Origin of the sequence: Laspinema olomoucense D3b (assembly GCF_025370785.1) — a bacterium.
In the GTDB taxonomy this organism is placed as follows: domain Bacteria; phylum Cyanobacteriota; class Cyanobacteriia; order Cyanobacteriales; family Laspinemataceae; genus Laspinema; species Laspinema olomoucense.
Genome location: NZ_JAMXFA010000037.1, coordinates 16,144 through 33,425, shown reverse-complemented (window position 1 = coordinate 33,425; position 17,282 = coordinate 16,144). Strand labels below are relative to the sequence as shown.

Here is a 17,282-nt window from a genome sequence, read left to right as displayed (position 1 = left end):
CTCAGGAAGCGCGGCGATGGCTCCTAGTCAGTGCTTGTCTCGGGTCACCAGCCCACAAACAAAAAAAGCGGGTACCACCCCGCTCGAACAAATAAAAAACTACCTTCAACTTATCATGAGCGCCCAACAACTTGCCACGGCTAGTCCTTTTAGCCAACTGCCCCTTGACCTGCCGTTCGAGTATGATTACAGCACCCTCGGTTCCGAAGCCTTGCAGCGTCAAGCCAAAGCAACCCTGTCCCAGTTCTTCGGATTCGTCCAACACACCTTTGTTAGCGGCCTAAAAATCGGTCGCAGTTTCCGGCGTCTGTTGCATGAACTCTGCCTCGAACATGGACTCAGCCAGGGAGAGCAACGGTTTGAAGACTGGCTGAGTTCGTCCGACTTTGGCGGTTCAACTTGGATGGCCCGCGCCCTGATTCAAGTTTCGGAATGGTTCGACAGCCAACGTAAACGCATCCAACGGCTCATTCTTAAGTCGGTCCAGTCCTGGAGCATCAGCGCCCTGAAGGAACTCACGAAAGTCAGCGATGAGCATCTACTCGTCAAACTGCTCAAAGCGGGCAAGCAGACGGTCACCAGCATCCGCAAAGCTCGTCACAGCAGCATCACGTTAGGGCAACCCGTCAGTGAAGCCGATTGGGAACTGGTGGCGGACAAATTCCAAGCCGATGAGGATGCAGTCGCCACCTTGCAAGCTGAAGCCCAGCGGTTGGCCCAGGTCACCAACTCACCGGTATTGACGGACCATCTGATTGAAGCCATCCAGACTTTAACTGAGTGGGACATTGCCAAGTTGATGCAATCTGCCTCCAGGACTAACAAGGCTACTCCTGCCATCGCTTCGTTCATCGCCAACGCTGGGGAACCGGATGAAGTCATCGAGGAGGCTCAACTCAACTGGATAGAACGTGGGTTGGGGCTAGACGAAGCAGGCTCGGACCAATTTCGCTCCTGTGTTCGTAACCTAGCGCGGCAAGAAGCTGGGGAAAGTGGCGACATTACTCCTCGGCATCGCCATGTCCAGCAGGCCCTACAACTGCAAAAACTCGCGCCGGTGGTTCCTCAACCTCAGCAGTCCGATCGCCTTGTCGAACTGGAACGGCAAGTCAAGGACCTGAGCGCCCAACTCAAGGAGGCAGATAAGGCAGCGGCCCTGATTCACGCCCTCCAAGCCCAGCGCGATCGCCTCGAACGAGAAAACCAACAACTGCAAGGGTTCATCCAGGAGAACGCGCAGAAAGATTTAGAGATTCATTTGCTCCAACAACAGATTGAACACCTCGAAACCACCCGGTCGGATGAGGTCTTGGAACAGTTGAAAGAGCAGAATCAGCAGTTATTGATTCAACTGGAGGAAATGCAACAGCGCTATGAAGCATTAGTTTCAGAAATGGCTGTCAAAGAATCCAGCATGAAATATGCCGATAATTCGCAGTTGACTGCCAAAGTCATGGCCCTGGAGATTCAGTTGGCTGAGGCCCATCGTGCTCTTGTACAACAGAAACCTGCCCCTCAACCCCTCACTGTGGGTTCTTACGTTCGGATTGTCAAGCATGACAACCGTAAATATTGCGATCGCCTGGGTCAAGTCGTCCAATTGCCAGAGGAAAGCGATACCTTAAACCGCTTCCAGGTGCAGCTTTCGGGTGAAAAAACGAGAATTATTTGTTACGGCGAACAGATGGAGCGAGTGGAAGTCTTTTTGCCACCGGCGGATACTTTTGTCCCCGTAGAAGAAGCCCAACAGCAAGTCCGTTCGGTCGCTGAAGAAAAACAGTTGCAGATTGAGGAGTTGCAATCTTGGTTGGCGCAAGCCACCGAGACAATTGCCCGCTATAAAGACCCGCAAAAAAATCCGCAGGTGTTGCAGTGGCAGGAGCAGGTCACCGAACTCAACACCAAGCTTTATGACACGAAAAAACAGCTAACGCAACTTCAGCAAGAAAATCAAGAACTCAAAGAAAAAATGGGTTGGGAATTGTCACCGTTGGGTCAAATGCAACGCTCGTAAAAACAGCTTTGACTTTCGACATTTTATTAGCTGAGATAAAACTCAGATAATAATTGCCTTACACCCAAGCCATACAAAAGGTTTGCGGGTAAGGGATGGAAGTGTTCATCAATCCTAAGCTACCCAAAAAATATCCGCTAATTATTCTCATCAAATCAGGAGATTTTTTTATGTACGCAGTATCCAACCCGAGCAATCAATCTACTCAGCAGGCAACCCAAGCCATAATAACGATGAGCCCGGAAGAATTTTGTGACCGATTTTTGCCGTTGCGTCATCCCAGTGACAAACTCAACGCTCGCTCTGGCCGTCGTTCCCGTTGTCTCCGGTTTCTGTCGGCTGTTTTGACTAAGTTCACGGGCCAACCTATTTTAGAGTCGCGCATCGATAAATGGGGTCCCGGGTTAACTTTTGCAAATACTCCTTGCCCATTCACTGCACTTTTGGCATTGCTGGCCCAATTCCAAGCGGAGGAAATTAAAAAAATCGCCAAATATTTTTAAGGGGGAATGTAACTGGAAAAGGACAGTCGCCCCTCGAAAAATTTCGGTTATAGCGAGGAAAATTGAAGCTCTGAATTTTCTGAAAAACTGCCCCTGGTGTTCGGGGCAATCATTCAAGTGCCACCGAGATTTATCGCCTGAGAATTAAATCCCATCACTTGGATATTTCCATCAGATGTATGAGCAACTGAGATGGAATCAAGTCGCAGTTTGAAGGAAAAAATATTCATGTCAAAAAAGTTTTAATTCAATTGTTCACAAAAAAAGCGCGACCGAACCCATAGGCCCGACCGCGCTCATCAAGATGCAACGTAAATTTAGAAATCGTTAGGGCTGGAAGTAGAAGAAGTGTCGGAATCTGAATCAGCAGGTTTGCTTCCAAGAAGTTCTAAGCGACGGCCTTTTATGACAGGTCGAGAACGAATTTCTCCGGTGTTGGGGTCGATCCATTCATCTAACTTAAAAGAGCCAGAAACACCGACTGTAGAACCTTTTTGTACATAGTTGGCAGCTACTTCCGCTGTTTTACCCCAAAGTTCGACAGCAAACCAATTGGGTTGGTCTGAGCGAGAGTTTCGATTTACGGCAACAGAAAATTTGGCAAGAACTCGTCCGGACTCAAAATAGCGAAGTTCGGGGTTTTGGCCGACTCGTCCGACAATATTGGCGCTATTCATAAGGTTAATTCCTGATTTAATTGTGTTCAAGGCAATGGCGCGGATGCGCCCCAACCAAGTAATGGAATTTGCGACGAAAGATAAAGGACGACTTCCGCCATCGTTAACCAAAAAAAATAAATGTAGAGGCATTCGTACAGAATGTCGCTACATTTAGCTTTAAGTTCAAATTTTCGTAATTCTTAACAAATTAAAGGTCACTGGCTAAGACGAATCCTACCAACGCTTCCGCTTTTTGTTCGTGGGTCATTGAGGAGCGCCCTGGGATTTTGTGGTGTTGGGCTAGTTTCTTGAGTTTGGTTTTTCGCTGGCTCAAAAGGTCCACTAAACTAGCCCAGGTATTTTCTTCAGGGTTTGCTGTAGATGGTTTAGCTTTATCAATCGGGTCAAGCGTTTCGGGTTCGGGTGCAATCGCCTGATTCGAGGGAGCCTGAGTAGTGGTTGATTGGGTTGCGGAGGTAAGCGGAGCTATGTCGTAGGCGATCGCCTGATTCGAGGGAGCCGGGGTAGTGGTTAATTGGGTGGTGGAGATTGGGTTGAGGGATGCAGATGCCATCGCCTCCGCAGATTTAGAAGAACTGTTGCTCGGGAGTGATTGCTCAGAGATGTTGGTTCGTGTAGAATTTGCTTCAGCGTTTACCACTTCGTTCAAAATCTCTGGCAATTCCACAGAGGGTAATTGATAAAAAATCAAGGTAGCCACCCGTTTCTTAGGTAAGAGACTGGTGCGAAATGTTCCACCCAGATAGCGAACCTTTTGGGCAAGGGCGGTCAGTAAGTTAGGGTCAAACGAATCTAGTTTGACGATGTGTGGGTTTAAAATGACAGCATTCATGGTAATTAAAATTGGATAGACATCATCGCAGTAGCGCACTCGCGCCCTTGCCCGGTCTAGTTTCTTGTAACCTTTTTTCTCGAATAAGCCATCACCCCTAAAAAATATAAATGGGACAAGCCAAGATTATTGCCATTTTTAACCAATCCGGGGGAGTGGGCAAAACCTCTCTCACCCATAATCTGGGATACCACCTGGCATTGAGGAAACGAAAAGTTTTGTTAGTGGACATGGACCCACAAGCATCGTTGACGGTATTTTTGGGGCTGGAGCCATCGGATTTGGAGGAGACAATTTATCAATCCTTGATGGCAGCCGAGCCATTGCCTATTCATAGCGGACTGTATCAACAGACCTTAGATTTAGTTCCCGCCAACATCAATTTAAGTGGAGCCGAACTCGAATTAGTGGTGGCGGATATGCGAGAATTGCGGTTGGTCGATGCGCTCGAATCGGTCCGAGAAAACTACGATTTTATTTTGATTGACTGTCCACCCTCTTTAGGCATCCTCAGTTACATCAGTCTGGTAGCGGCTTCTCATGTTTTGGTACCGATCCAAACCGAATTCAAGGCCCTCAAAGGGACTGAATTGCTTTTGCAGACGATTTCCCGGGTTAAAAGCCGAGCCAACCGCCAACTGCAAATTGCCGGGTTTGTCCCGACAATGTACGATGCGCGAACGGCACAGGCGTCAGCTTGTGTTGAATCAATCCGTCAATCTCTCTCGAAAATTGCTCCTATTTTTCCAACGGTCCCCCGTGCAGTGGCATTTGTGGATGCTTCTTCCCAACAACTTCCTCTAGCCCTGTATCAGCGGACTCATGGAGCCATTCAAGTTTTGAAAGAAATCGCTAAACTCCTAGATAAAAAATAATGAACAAACGTTCAACTTATCAACTTAAAGGTGTTGATGCTCTGTTTGGAGGATCAGCGGAATCAGCTAATGGTGATGCTAGTCAAACTGAACCTGTGCAAGTCGAGCTAGTTCGGATCCAAGTATCCGAACAGCCCAGGCGTTATTTTGCACCCGAGAAAGAGCAAGATTTAATTCAATCCGTTAAGCAATACGGCATCTTGCAACCCATTCTGGTACGTCCTCAAGGTGAGGGCCGTTATGAATTGGTAGCTGGCGAACGCCGATATCGTGCGGCAAAAGCTGCTGGGTTGAAGCAAATTCCGGTGTTGGTGCGCTCCCTTTCCGATGTAGAAGTTTTGGAAGTAGCGCTTCTGGAAAATTTACAACGAGAAGACCTCAATCCAATTGAAGAAACCGAAGGAATTTTACGACTGCTGGAGTTGCGCTTAACTGAGCCACAATCCACTATTTTGAAATGGTTTAACCAGTCAGCCCATCCCGAACGGGAGTCTGCGGATAATGTTATCCACGGGGAGAAGTGGCAACAACTTGTAGGCATTTTTGAGACCTTGGGTAAATTTACCCCAGAAAGTTTCCGAACCAACCGCTTACCTTTACTCAATATGCCCGAGGATGTTAAGGCGAGTTTAAGGCAGGGGCAGTTGGAGTACACCAAAGCTCGTGCGATCGCCACGGTGAAGCAGCCAGATGTTCGGACTGAATTATTAGAGGAAGCCATTTCTCAGGGATTGTCCTTGTCCCAAATCAAAGAAAAAATTGCCGCCTATCGGTTGGAGAATCAATCCGTCAAAACACGCTCCTTAAAACAAGAATTCGATGAGGCTTATTCTCAGGTTAAAAAATCGGAAGTTTGGAAGGACCCGACGAAACAAAAGAAACTCCGTAAGTTGCTCAAGGATTTACAAGCCTTAGTGGAAGAAGAATCACCGGGTTGATTCTCTAGAGCTTGATGAGCGCCAGGATTGTTCCACAAATTTGTGGATGTCCTGGTGCATCGCCGTGGCTGCCGCTTCGGAAAGGGGATGGCCCTGTTTCACCGATTGACCGATTTCAGCAATCCGTTTGAGGTAGGGTTCCGGTTTGCCCAGTTGGTGGGCGGCTCGATACCAATTACGGACTTCTTCTACTGTTGCCTCCTGTGGAGAAGGGTTACTTTTTTGAGGCTCTGGGTTGGGGTTAGTTGCGGTAAGCGGAGCTATGTCGGAGGCGATCGCCTGTTGGGGAGAAAGGCCAGTTTGCGGAGTTGGGTTTGAGTTAGCTGCGGTAAGCGGAGCTATGCCGGAGGCGATCGCCTCATGATGGGGAAATTCAGCCGCCCGAGAAGGCTGGGATGTAGCCGATTTTTCCAGGATGGAGCGGACCTGCAAACCTTCTTTGGATTCTAATGGGGAAGTAGATTCCAGATACTGATGATAAGGGCTGATCGTAGCTAAATCAGTCAAATTGGCATTTAAAGGGTCTCCATACTTTTGGGAGATTTTTTGTTTAATAGATTCAGGAACATCACCCTCGAAAGCGCGTAAGACTGCATATCCCCGCTCTGTTTCTAAAAAGATTTCAGGCGAAGAGGGGTCAACTTGATAATAAGGAATCTGCTGTTGGTCTAAAAAATTCCGGACTTGTTCAATTTTGTGAGCATCGACAGTCAGGCCATAAAGTTGTTGATTTGGGGAAGAGTCGGATTCGAGATAGTGAGGAATGACCGGAGTCGTTAGAGTATTTAGCAAATTCTCTTCTAGGCGATCGCGTGGGTGAGTTGAGTTTTTTGATTCTGGCGTTTGCGGACTCATCCAAATATCTGGATAGCGGATGGAGGTGGGGTCAATCGTGACGCAAAGGGTTGAGATTTTACCCCAAACTTCAGCTTCAAATGTTAAGTTTTCTAAAGCTCCGCGTTCAAAAGCTTGTTTGAGTTGGGCATCCGAGGCTCCTGGGGGATTTACACCAAACGCTTTCTGCAGAGCAATTTTAGAAGTTTTAGTGTTGGGGGTGAAAATTCCCAAAACCCTTGACCCGTTAGCATCAGGGACAACCGCCGCGATTTGTTGAGTCCGCTGTTCTTCGATGACCAACCGTAAGGTTTGGCCGGAGAAACGATGATTTTTGAATGCTCCTCCACGTATCGTATTTTGCTTCCGGATGGCAATGGTATTACCCTTCGTGGTTGTAGCTAAACTGTAAGTGCCTTGTTGTTTGCCGAGGGTCTGCAAGGATGCCGAGAACGCAAACCGCCGACTCAAAACTCCTGCTTCATTTAGGCAGGCGACAGAATCGTGGTCGAGTTCTCCAATGAGTTGTCCTTGTTCGGTTTTAACGAGATAGGAGCTGGAGGGGCGAGATTGCAGTTGAAGGGGGAGCGTTTGCCCGGTCAAGGGGACATGGGCAAAATCATTTTCGTTGATTTTCCCAAGGGAAATAGGTTCGGCTAACCCTTGAATGTGTAGGGTGGCGCTGTAGCAGCCTCCTGGGGTGCAGACTCCTCGGGCTTCAGTTCCGACCGGGAGTTGGGCCTCTTTGACATTCAAAGCTCCCACTCGTTCATAGTGGCCGGTTTCATTTGCTGCGAAAAGAATTCGTTGCCCTGAATAGGGGTCATCCGGGGGTAATTGGCGATCGCAATCAATCTTCAGAGAAAGCTCGCCGGTGGGAATGGCTTCGACCCCTTGGATTCCCGTCACCATCAGTTGGCGAAATTGGAAGGATTTGCATTGCTCGGCAATTTCGTCGGGAAATGCAGCAAACACAAAATGTTGGATTTTGTACTCATCAGGCTCTTTCTCGGATGCCGAACGATTATCTGGAGTTGTACATAAATGCCAGGTAGCCGCCGCCATTGCGAACAGTTCACCCCGTTCTTGGGCTTGCTCCCTCCAGGCTGACGCCATTGTGGTGGCTCGTTCAAATAAGAGTTGGCATTGACGTTCGCTGATTCCCGGTTTTCTTTCTAAAACTTTTAGTCTGGCTTCTACCGTTTCAGGCCCCATCTGGTAAGCCTTCCGGTCACTTTCACTGAGGGTCCCCAATACGGCCCATTTAGGTTTTCCATCCGCCAAAGTTTCGCCAGTTTTCGCAAGGGCCAAAACTTGATGGTGCGGATAAGTATGCCGCTGCTTATTGGTAACGAAAAGAACCTCAAATTCATTAGCTTGAAATGCTAAGGGATGATTAGCCTCAATAATATTGGTAATGTCCAGTTCTTTTCCTCCGCCGGTTTGACAGCGCAACACTGGCCCCAACTCACTTCGGCGTTTCATATCCTGTTCTTTGGCGTAGTTGAACAGGCGATCGAATTCGGTCTTCGCCTGCAATGCCCGCAACTTTTGGCTGGGTGAAAATGTAGGTTCGCCCGTGGGGGTTTTACTGGGGAATAAATCTCGGAACTGCTCAATTGGACGAGCTTCTAGCTCGGTTCTTTGAAAATGGCTGTTGACATTTTGAATGTTGAGTTCTTTTAGCGAGTAGCCATTGGTCTTGATGACTCGACCATTTTTGTAAATGTCTGGATGTTTTTTTTCCCGCAGATAACTGGGAATGCGATGGATGAGGTTGCCATATTGGCGGACAATATTCTCGTCCATCGGGGTCGCACTTTTTTTACTATCCACGGCAATCTGGTTTTGAATGAGTAGCGGGGGTACGACTTTAAACCGAATAAATTGCCGATATCCCTCTAACTCTTCCTTAACTTGCTCAGGTGGGACAATCAGCGGTAGGGCCGCGAAAGATTCCACGTCAGATCGAACGTCATCCGGGAGCCGCTCGCTTGCCTGCACAGCCTGGCGATCGACTTGCAGCAGATTTTGGTAATGGGAGCTAATTTGACGTAGGTAGCCTTGCTGCTCTAAAATGGATCCATAGTCCCTTAAAACTTCGACTTCTTCTTCCACACAGCGGGCTGCTTTAACTTGATTATTAGCAATCCCGACCCAATGGTTAGCCATATGCAGTGCTATTTTGGTAAGCGGGGAGGGGGATCCATCGGATTCAACAAAGGAAGCCTTTTTGAGTTTGGGGGTCGGTGGGTGAGCCTGCTGTGGATGTTGTTGTTGTTTTAGGTAGGCGGTCGTTTTTAGATAGGAAGCGGCAAGGGCAAAGGATTTAGAGTCGCCGTCGTAATCTTCCCCCGCTGCCTGAGAGTAGGTTTGATGTTTTAGGGTGTTTTCCAGCTTATGCAAATGTTGCTGCAACTGAGTTTCCAGGCGGGTAAGCTCCGACGCCTGCAAAGCTGCTGGGTCTTTTTGAAATTGAGTTTGGGCTTCAATTTTGATAAATTCTTCGGCGAAAAGCCGCAGCGCATAATCCCGAATATTTTCGTCTGGGGCAATAGTGGGGCGATCGCGTAAAGTTTCAGAAGAAATGACCGAGCAACTCGTTATTTCTTCAATTTTACGAGCTAAATATTCAGGATAGGACTCGTCACTGACCACGGCGACTCCTATGAGCGGACGCCCCTCTGGGTCGAGGAGGTCCGTCGTAAAGGTATTGGTTTGGATGGCGATCGCATCTTCATAGAGCAGTGGAGAACGGAATCCCAGGATTTCATTCCCATAATCAAATTTGGGAACGCAAACTTGGTCATCATTCAACTGTTTGGAGGGGATGATGATGCTGGCCCTATCCCACTTAATTGCTCCGCCGGTGGCTATCTCCAGGCGGGAAGACCGGAGGAACTCATCAAGCTTATCCCGCACATACTTGGATTCGAGGAGTTGGGAATGGCCCCCGGCTAACTCAGCTTTCAGAATTTTGTAAAAAGTCTGTTCTGTTGAGGCGGGTTCAGAATCTTGTGAAGAGATATTTTGCTTGTCCTCGGTGATGGCATTTACTAAACGGGCTGCTTGGGCTTTTTCGTAAGTTTCGCAGTAAAGCTGTGCCACCTTCCGGGGATCGCTCGATTCGACACTCAGAAAAGCGGCCTTTTTTTCTAGGGTTCGTAGGGTATCTCGTTCCAGCCCTGCTTCCGCTGTCGAAGTTAGAGTCCACTCCGAAATGGCTTTGACTCCCATCCACATCGAAACTTCGTAGAGTCCCACGGCTGGTTTTGTGGTTCCTCCTTTGAAACTGGAACGTGGCAAAATTAAGTCTAGAGGTTGCTGTTGACTGGGGTCGAGCTCATCTAAAGATTTGGGCGCGAGCGTTCCTTTGGCAATTTTGGCTTCCCCGGGAAAGTCAGGAAAAAAGGCTCGATGTTGCACGACATGGCGGATAATTTCATCCGGCTGTCCATCAATTCGGGGGCCGTTTTGAAGTTTAGCGTCGAGGGCCTCCCACGAACGAGCGAGGGCCGGAGAAATCTTGCCGTGGGAGTCACCGACTTGGGCTAAAGCCACCGAGTTGGGTAAAATTCCGCCATTTTCCCCGGCCTGTGGAGATTCCCTATCATCTTCGACGATTAAGATTCGGACCTGTCGGCTGTTTAAAGTGTCCAAGCAACTGCCGATGAATAGTGACGCATAAGCCGCTTTATCTTTTTCGTCGGGCAAGATGCGATCGAGTGCTTGCTTATAATCTTGGGGACCATAAATCAGCCGTTTTCCGGAGGCGAGGAGCAGTTTATGTTTGTTAGGGTGCTTCTCTAAATCCTCCGGAGTGGTCGAGTTTTGGATTTCCCCGATACTGAATGTACCTTCAGGAGCCTCCGGGAAAATAGCCTCTAGCATGGTGTTCTCCAGAGATTCCGTCAAAATTTCAGGAGATTCTCCCTCGGCATTGATATAAATCCAGTCGTTGAGCTTGTTATCGAAGTGTTGAAAGTTTATCATGACTTGCTCCAGTGGGTGAGCCTCACAAAAAAACGTATAATTTAATAAAATTCATTAGAAAAGCACAAAAGAGTTAAGCGATGGATCTAACAAATTTTAGAGCTTTATATAATCAAGCCCGGGATGCCTCAAACACTCAAAAAAGCCTTGAAGCTAGAGAACCCCAGAAGGCGGGATATGCGATCGCCCCGAGGGATATCCAGGCCCACTACAATGTGGACGGCTCGATGAAAGAAGAATTTAAGAGACAGTATTTAGCCTTGGGATACAGCGCCCAACAAATTAATGACTTTGAGTCAGAAACATATCAAGAATTACAGGCATTGACGACCCGTAGGGAAGCCTACGAGCGTAATTATGAATACCCTTATCCTGTCGAGGATTTAGGGGTAGATGACCCCCCCGAACAGGTAAAATGGGCCGTCAATCGGCAGGCGATTAAAGAAGGGGAAGGCTTAAGTGAGCTTCCCTACGCAATCGAATCAGACCAATACTATGACGTCAAAGCTGGTTCACGGGTAACTCCGGTAGAAGAAATTGAGGTCTCCCGGCTTTATCCAGAGGCGTTTGCTACTGCTACTTGGGAAGATGATTCTAATCGCTTTTAGGTAAATAAGCTGATTAGTCTGGACCCCTTTCCATCTCAAATACGGCAAGGGGACTCCCCTTAAAGTTGACAGGGTTAACGGAGGGTTGTTGACGGAACAGTTGAAGACGGGGGTGACTCAGAGGAGTTGCTAACGGAGCCACTGCAATGTTTTTTGGATGAAAAAAAACATTGCAGTGCAGGCATCTGGTGAAATTTATTTTATTTTAAGCGACCCGTGCTACTCCGTTGTCTCACGTCATGATTTTTTATTCCCTCTCTATCTGGAGAGGGAGAGGGAGATGAGCAGAAATCACGCATCCTTGAAATATTAAGGGTTACAGGAGTCAGCCATTTATACAAGCCTAACTAAAAAGTTAGAGTAGAGATAGAGAAACGCCTCAAATTGGACCCGATCGTCACCCTAAAATCCCTCCTTGGAGCTATACCTGATAAAAACTATAAATTTTTGCTAGGTTTATCCTATTTCCTGAGACAGAGTACCCAAGCTACTTAGGACTGCTAAGACTAAAAGTAATCGAGTTGATTAGATACAACGAATGAAACTCTCTATTACTTCTCACAAAAAAAGATTGGATCGGATCGACCGTAGTCCATCGGTCAAGCAGTTATCTTGGATAGCTTCTTTTCTTTTAGTGATGTCGGCAATTACCCACTTGAGTTTGTTTGTTTTCCTAAAAATTTTGTTGGTATTCTCGGCAGCTTTGACGTTAGAAGGTGAAATAAACCGGAAAAAGGCTCAAAAACCAAGGTTCAGATGGAAGTCTCCAGTTATCCCCAGTCAAATTTTAATCTTTATTGCAGTTTTTTTGGTGTGGTGGTTAGACATTTTTTCTGGAGCAGCAATGGCTCAGTTTTTCCAAGGAGGAGAGGACTGGATGTCTCAGCAATTCCCTGAAGCGGGAGAAGTTGTTCCTTTAGTGTTCAATGTTCTGCGTGGAATTTTCTTGATTTATTTAGCCATTGCTTTGGTGCGAGTTATTAATGCAGTTCGGCAGGATGAGGATTGGCAAACTTTAGCCCGCCAACCTCTAATTATTTTGATTGCCGTAACATTAGGCGATGTGCTGACTAATTTAATTGTAGGAGGGGGTGGTGGCGCTTAATCGCTACCCGCACGCATTAACTCAATTTCATCAAAGAGGATGATTATGCCATCAACTCCGTCATTCAAAAAAGTCAACCAAGCTTTAGGAAAACAACCCAATATTGGCCCTTTTCCTGCGGATCAGTTGTTGCCCTGGGTGGCCATTGCTGGAGCATCTTATTACTTAATTAAAGTGGGGTTAGGTCAGAATTGGGTGGTGACGGGGTCGGTGGCTCTCTGGGGAATCTCCACCTGGTGGATTCTCACCGCTAAAGGAGGGTGGTGGTACTTAAGGAAGTTTATTCCGGTTCCCAAGTGGTCGCGAGGCTTTGCCAAATTTACTCCCCTTTTAGTCAGTTCGCCCAGTTTACCTCAGAAAAAAAGGAGAAGTCCATGACTAAAGTTGGAAAAAAATTTATTGATAGGGGTTGGGGAAAACAACGGTTTACTCCGTTAGAAGATGTTGTCAATTTAGCATCTTTAGTTCGGGTTGATTTAGCATCTTCTCCTATTGGAGCGTATTTACTAAGAAAAGGAGAACACCAATTCAAACTAATTTTTGGATTTGATTGTCAAGGAATTCATTCTACCCTCATTGATGAAGAAGTAGAACCTACCCTTCAAGCAATTGAAGCAGGATTGAAAGATTTACCGTCTGGTGAGACATTGACCGTAAATTTAGGCTCTTTCGCAGATAGCATTCAGCGTGAACAAGAACTTCAAGATTTATTTGAAGGTTGTTCTAATACGGAATTGCGATATTTACTTTATGCGGAGCGGATCCGGTTGCGAGAACTCACGGAACGGGGCCAACGGAAGCCGGTATTTTTACGGTTGTATGTTACTTATACCGTTGAGGCATTTGCTCATCAAAAAACGGACTGGATTGAGAAGCTATTATCCCGAGGGGAACGGTGGTGGCATTCATTTACCGGACAGCTAGAAGAACGCCAATACCGACGAGTAGAACAAGTGTTGCTATCAGCTTACCACGATGGATATCAAATTTGGCATCAACTTTTAACCAATGGGATGGGATTGTCTGTTCGACCTTTAAGCGACCCAGAATTATGGAGTCACTTATGGAAGCGGTTTAACCAGACGCCTCCGGTGTCGATTCCTCAGTTGTTGGTGCTTGATGAAACAGGAGTCAGAGAAGAAATTTATTCTAAGTATCATCCCGTGACCATCTTGATGCAGTCGGAGAGTTCGGTGCCGATTCCTGACCGCCGCTGGATTTATCTCAATCAGCGCTATATTGCTCCTCTAACATTTGTAGAAAAACCGGGAGGATGGCCGGATGCGCGACGGCAGCTATGTTATCTGTGGTCGGTCATTTCCCGCGATCGCATCCAGGATACGGAGATAGTCTGCCAACTGACCCGAGGTAGCGATACCCTGGTCAAAACCAATATGCAGCGATTGGTTAAACAATCGATGACGGCTCAAGAGCGATCGTTGCAATCCAATTCGGTTGACGTGAACGCGCAACTTAACCTCAAAAAATCGATAGCGGCCCAAGAAGAAATTTTTGAAGGTTCAATTCCTGTTCATGTTGGGGTAGTTTTTTTAGTCTATCGAAAAACGCGCCAAGAGTTAGATGAAGCCTGTCGATATTTGGAATCATTATTTTTGCCTCCAGCATGGGTATTGCGGGAAACGGAATACCCTTGGAAAATCTGGTTGCAGTGTTTGCCGTTGGTGTGGGATAAATTATTGAGTACGCCGTTTAATCGTCGGCAACTTTATTTATCCTCAGAAGTGCCGGGATTAATGCCTTTAGTCCGCACTAAACCGACAGACAAAATGGGATTAGAGTTGATTTCCCAAGAAGGAGGTAATCCGGTTTACCTTGACTTATACAACCAACATCAAAATATAGGGTTTTTCAGTACAAGTCGAGGAGGTAAATCAACTTTGGTGGGAGGAGTTATTATTCAGGCGTTAGCTCATCAGATGCCCGTGGTCATTATGGATTATCCAAAACCAGATGGTAGTAGTACATTTGATGACTTAACCCGGTTTTTGAAAGATATAGGAGCCTATTTTGATATTGGCTCAGAATCTAGTAATCTCTTTGAAATCCCTGACCTCAAAGGACTGGAAGGAAAATTGCAAACCGAAAGGTTTCAAGACTATCAAGACTTTTTGTTATCGGCCCTAATGGCAATGGTCGTCGGGTCAAAACTGGGGGCGGTTGCCGATCCCGTTTTGACCGATACGATTCGGTCGGTGTTGGGTTTAGCATTAACTGCCTTTTTCACAGACAATCAAATTCGCAATCGTTATGCAAGGGCTTATGTAGAAGGGATTGGGTCTACAGCTTGGCAGAATATGCCAACTTTAGTTGATTTTATCTCCTATTGTTCCGGAGAACGGTTACAATTAGAATTAATTCCGGGGGATACTCAAACGGCAATTGAGCGGATTAAACTCCGGTTGCGATTTTGGTTAACCTCTCGTGTCGGGCAGGCGATTTCTTCTCCTTCAACCTTCCGGAGTGATTCCCAACTGTTAGTATTTGCCTTACGGAATCTATCTAATGATGAAGATGCAGCCATTATCAGTTTAGCGGCCTACTCTGCTGCACTCCGTCGAGCTTTAGCCGCTTCTGCTTCAATTTTCTTTGTAGATGAAGCACCAATTTTGTTCCAGTTTGACAGTATCGCCAACTTGCTGGGAAAACTCTGTGCAAATGGGGCCAAAAGTGGAATTCGGGTCTTATTATCGGCCCAAGACCCCGATACGATTGCTTCTTCTTCAGCCGGAGCTAAAATTCTCCAGAATTTAACGACCCGGTTGGTGGGAAGAATTCAGCCTTCAGCGGTGGAAAGTTTTGTGAAAATTTTTCGTTATCCCACTTCTCTTATCGAAAAAAATGCTTCGCCCAACTTCTTTCCAAACCCAACAGAGGGTTATTCTCAATGGCTTTTAGAATCTCAAGGAACTTATACGCCTTGCCGTTACTATCCTAGTTGGCAACTTTTGGCAGCTTTAGCGAATAACCCCGAAGAACAAAAAGCCCGTCGAGAAATTTTAGAACGGTCCGGTAACTCTTTGGTGGGTCTAACAAAGTTTTCTCAACAAATTGCTTCTTAATTTTTTAAAAAAGTAGAGGATTGTATGAAATACATATCGAATTCAATCGCAACTACAAGCATCATTTTGGCCGCTATTTTAGTAGAAACTTCTCCGGCCTATGCCTTGAGTCTACCTCAAATTCCCCAAAGTTTACTTAAATCTCCCTTGCAACAAATAGTTCAAGAATTTAAGCAAAGGTTATCCTCCTTAGAATTTTATGTAGATGATATCTTAGGAGAGAGGCTTAATTCTTTATCCGAACAGGTGCAAACTGATATCTTCACCCTGGTCGAGGATGCAAAAGGACGGTTAGGGATTCCAGATCCCGGGGAAATTCGGTTACGATTAGAAGAGTTAGTCGCTAACGAAAATCCGACCTACGATGTGGAGTGGGCAGCCACGGAAGTGGAACGCCAATTAGCCCGAGCACAAGCGGCAGAAACTTTTTCTAAACAAGGGCAGATTTTGCAGGAAGAACGATTGGAAAGAATTCAAGTCTCTGTGGAACAAACTCAACAACTGGGTACGGAAGCGCAACAAGACCGGGCCACACAAGATGTCATGAAACGGATTGCCGCACAAAATACTGAACTCGGTGCTTTACTCGGCAGTATGTATGCGGATCAAGAGCGAATTCATCGTTCTGGAGATTTACAAAATTTGCAACTTTCTAACATTTCTCGCACCTTAGATACTCAAAATCGTACCCAAACTGCTCAAACCCTGGGAGCCAGCTTTCAGGTGATGCGAACGGCGGGTTTCGGACGATTGTTTTAAAGCCAATTTTATCGGTCTATGAGTCTTTGAAAACCATGTTTAGCTTGACTGCTAACTTCTACTGGATTGCTAATCTGGGTGAATCCTCTGCTTCCATTGTTGAACAAAGCGCCCAAGGTGCAGAATTCATTTCAGCAGCGATGGATCAGCTTTGGGTGGACGTCATTGGCGGTGGACTCTATGTTAGCATTGCCAACCTAGGAATTTTATTTGCGGTTGGTACTTTAATAATTTGGGTGGTGCAGACCTTTGGGGCATTGCTCTATCAAGAGGATTGGCGAGGGTTTGACCAAATTATTTGGCCGATTGTTATTGTGATTTTACTGTCCAATCAAGCGGCAGTTTTAGCCACAAGTACCTTGCAATTGCGCTCAATTCTCAATGGAGTTAATCAATCCTTGTTAGAGCAAACATTTGCTTCAATTCGCCTGTCCGAAGCCTACCAGCAAGTCATGGAAGAATCTGCTGCTGAAGATGCCGTTCGAGCAATCTTGAGTCAATGTTCTGGATTAGCTGACCCTCAACAGCAACAACAATGCTTTCAACAAAAAGTTGAACAAGCCGAAGAAGTTGCGTCCCAAGTTGAACAACCCACGGGACTCTTAGACCGAATAATTGATAGCACCTTTGGATCGGATGCTGTAGCGTTTATGAACACCAACATTTTTCAGATTTCCGTGAAAGGGCTACTGATTAGTTTATCGATCGCCTTTCAATGGATTGTAGAAATTTCGTGGTTATTGACGGCACTTCTGGGTCCTCTGGCTGTAGGAGGCTCTTTGCTCCCGGTGGGACAAAAAGCAATTTGGGCATGGCTTGCGGGTTTCTTTTCGGTGGCAATGGTCAAGTTAAGTTTTAATATCATCAGTGGATTGGTGGCCACCTTAATTGTTAAAGCCGAGCAAAATGACCCGTTAATTTTTGCTTTTGCGGTCGGGCTACTTTCTCCAATTTTAGCTGTGGTTCTAGCATCGGGAGCCGGGTTAGCTGTTTTCAATAGCTTATCTTCATTGGCTAAGTTTGGATTGGAATACTTCTTGCCCCTTAAAAAATCATAAACG

At 46.5% G+C, this 17,282-nt stretch carries 13 protein-coding genes; 10 read left to right on the top strand and 3 right to left on the bottom strand.

Annotated features, from left to right (window positions below):
• Positions 1-115: 115 nt before the first annotated feature.
• Positions 116-2,014: a coiled-coil domain-containing protein gene (locus tag NG792_RS22370; RefSeq protein ID WP_261236843.1), complete on the top strand. Its 1,899-nt coding sequence runs from the start codon at positions 116-118 to the stop codon at positions 2,012-2,014.
• A 170-nt stretch (positions 2,015-2,184) separates the two neighbouring features.
• Complete coding sequence (locus NG792_RS22365) at positions 2,185-2,517, top strand: hypothetical protein (protein WP_261236842.1); 333 nt, start codon at positions 2,185-2,187, stop codon at positions 2,515-2,517.
• A gap of 317 nt (positions 2,518-2,834) precedes the next feature.
• Here NG792_RS22365 and ssb read toward each other — a convergent pair whose 3' ends face one another.
• Both ssb and NG792_RS22355 read right to left on the bottom strand, forming a co-directional pair.
• Positions 2,835-3,326, bottom strand: coding sequence for a single-stranded DNA-binding protein (gene ssb, locus NG792_RS22360; RefSeq protein WP_317619522.1), 492 nt, complete (start codon positions 3,324-3,326; stop codon positions 2,835-2,837).
• Positions 3,327-3,384: 58 nt separating this feature from the next.
• The gene (locus NG792_RS22355) at positions 3,385-4,029 is read right to left on the bottom strand and encodes a hypothetical protein (protein WP_261236841.1); all 645 of its coding nucleotides are present in this window, start codon (positions 4,027-4,029) and stop codon (positions 3,385-3,387) included.
• 110 nt (positions 4,030-4,139) lie between these two features.
• Here NG792_RS22355 and NG792_RS22350 point away from each other — a divergent pair, with 110 nt between their 5' ends.
• Both NG792_RS22350 and NG792_RS22345 read left to right on the top strand, forming a co-directional pair.
• Entirely contained in the window at positions 4,140-4,904 is a 765-nt protein-coding gene (locus NG792_RS22350; protein WP_261236840.1) for a ParA family protein, read from the top strand.
• Positions 4,904-5,842: a ParB/RepB/Spo0J family partition protein gene (locus tag NG792_RS22345; protein WP_261236839.1), complete on the top strand. Its 939-nt coding sequence runs from the start codon at positions 4,904-4,906 to the stop codon at positions 5,840-5,842. The genes NG792_RS22350 and NG792_RS22345 overlap by 1 nt, the downstream gene beginning before the upstream one ends.
• Here NG792_RS22345 and NG792_RS22340 read toward each other — a convergent pair.
• Entirely contained in the window at positions 5,831-10,669 is a 4,839-nt protein-coding gene (locus tag NG792_RS22340; RefSeq protein WP_261236838.1) for a hypothetical protein, read from the bottom strand. The two genes, NG792_RS22345 and NG792_RS22340, sit on opposite strands and share 12 nt — an antisense overlap.
• Before the next feature lie 80 nt (positions 10,670-10,749).
• Between NG792_RS22340 and NG792_RS22335 the strand changes: the two genes are divergently transcribed.
• The 6 genes from NG792_RS22335 to NG792_RS22310 all read left to right on the top strand — a co-directional run bounded on the left by NG792_RS22335 (position 10,750) and on the right by NG792_RS22310 (position 17,279).
• Complete coding sequence (locus NG792_RS22335) at positions 10,750-11,277, top strand: hypothetical protein (RefSeq protein ID WP_261236837.1); 528 nt, start codon at positions 10,750-10,752, stop codon at positions 11,275-11,277.
• A gap of 538 nt (positions 11,278-11,815) precedes the next feature.
• On the top strand, positions 11,816-12,382 hold the full coding sequence (locus tag NG792_RS22330; RefSeq protein WP_261236836.1) for a hypothetical protein: 567 nt from the start codon (positions 11,816-11,818) through the stop codon (positions 12,380-12,382).
• Between the two features lie 45 nt (positions 12,383-12,427).
• The gene (locus NG792_RS22325; RefSeq protein WP_261236835.1) at positions 12,428-12,760 is read left to right on the top strand and encodes a hypothetical protein; all 333 of its coding nucleotides are present in this window, start codon (positions 12,428-12,430) and stop codon (positions 12,758-12,760) included.
• Positions 12,757-15,462 (top strand): putative type IV secretion/conjugal transfer ATPase, encoded by a 2,706-nt coding sequence (locus NG792_RS22320; RefSeq protein WP_261236834.1) that lies wholly within the window; start codon positions 12,757-12,759, stop codon positions 15,460-15,462. Before NG792_RS22325 ends, NG792_RS22320 begins: the two co-directional genes overlap by 4 nt.
• A gap of 24 nt (positions 15,463-15,486) precedes the next feature.
• A complete protein-coding gene (locus tag NG792_RS22315; protein WP_261236832.1) occupies positions 15,487-16,221 on the top strand; it encodes a hypothetical protein in 735 nt (244 codons plus the stop codon).
• Positions 16,222-16,256: 35 nt separating this feature from the next.
• The gene (locus NG792_RS22310) at positions 16,257-17,279 is read left to right on the top strand and encodes a hypothetical protein (protein ID WP_261236831.1); all 1,023 of its coding nucleotides are present in this window, start codon (positions 16,257-16,259) and stop codon (positions 17,277-17,279) included.
• Positions 17,280-17,282: the final 3 nt, after the last annotated feature.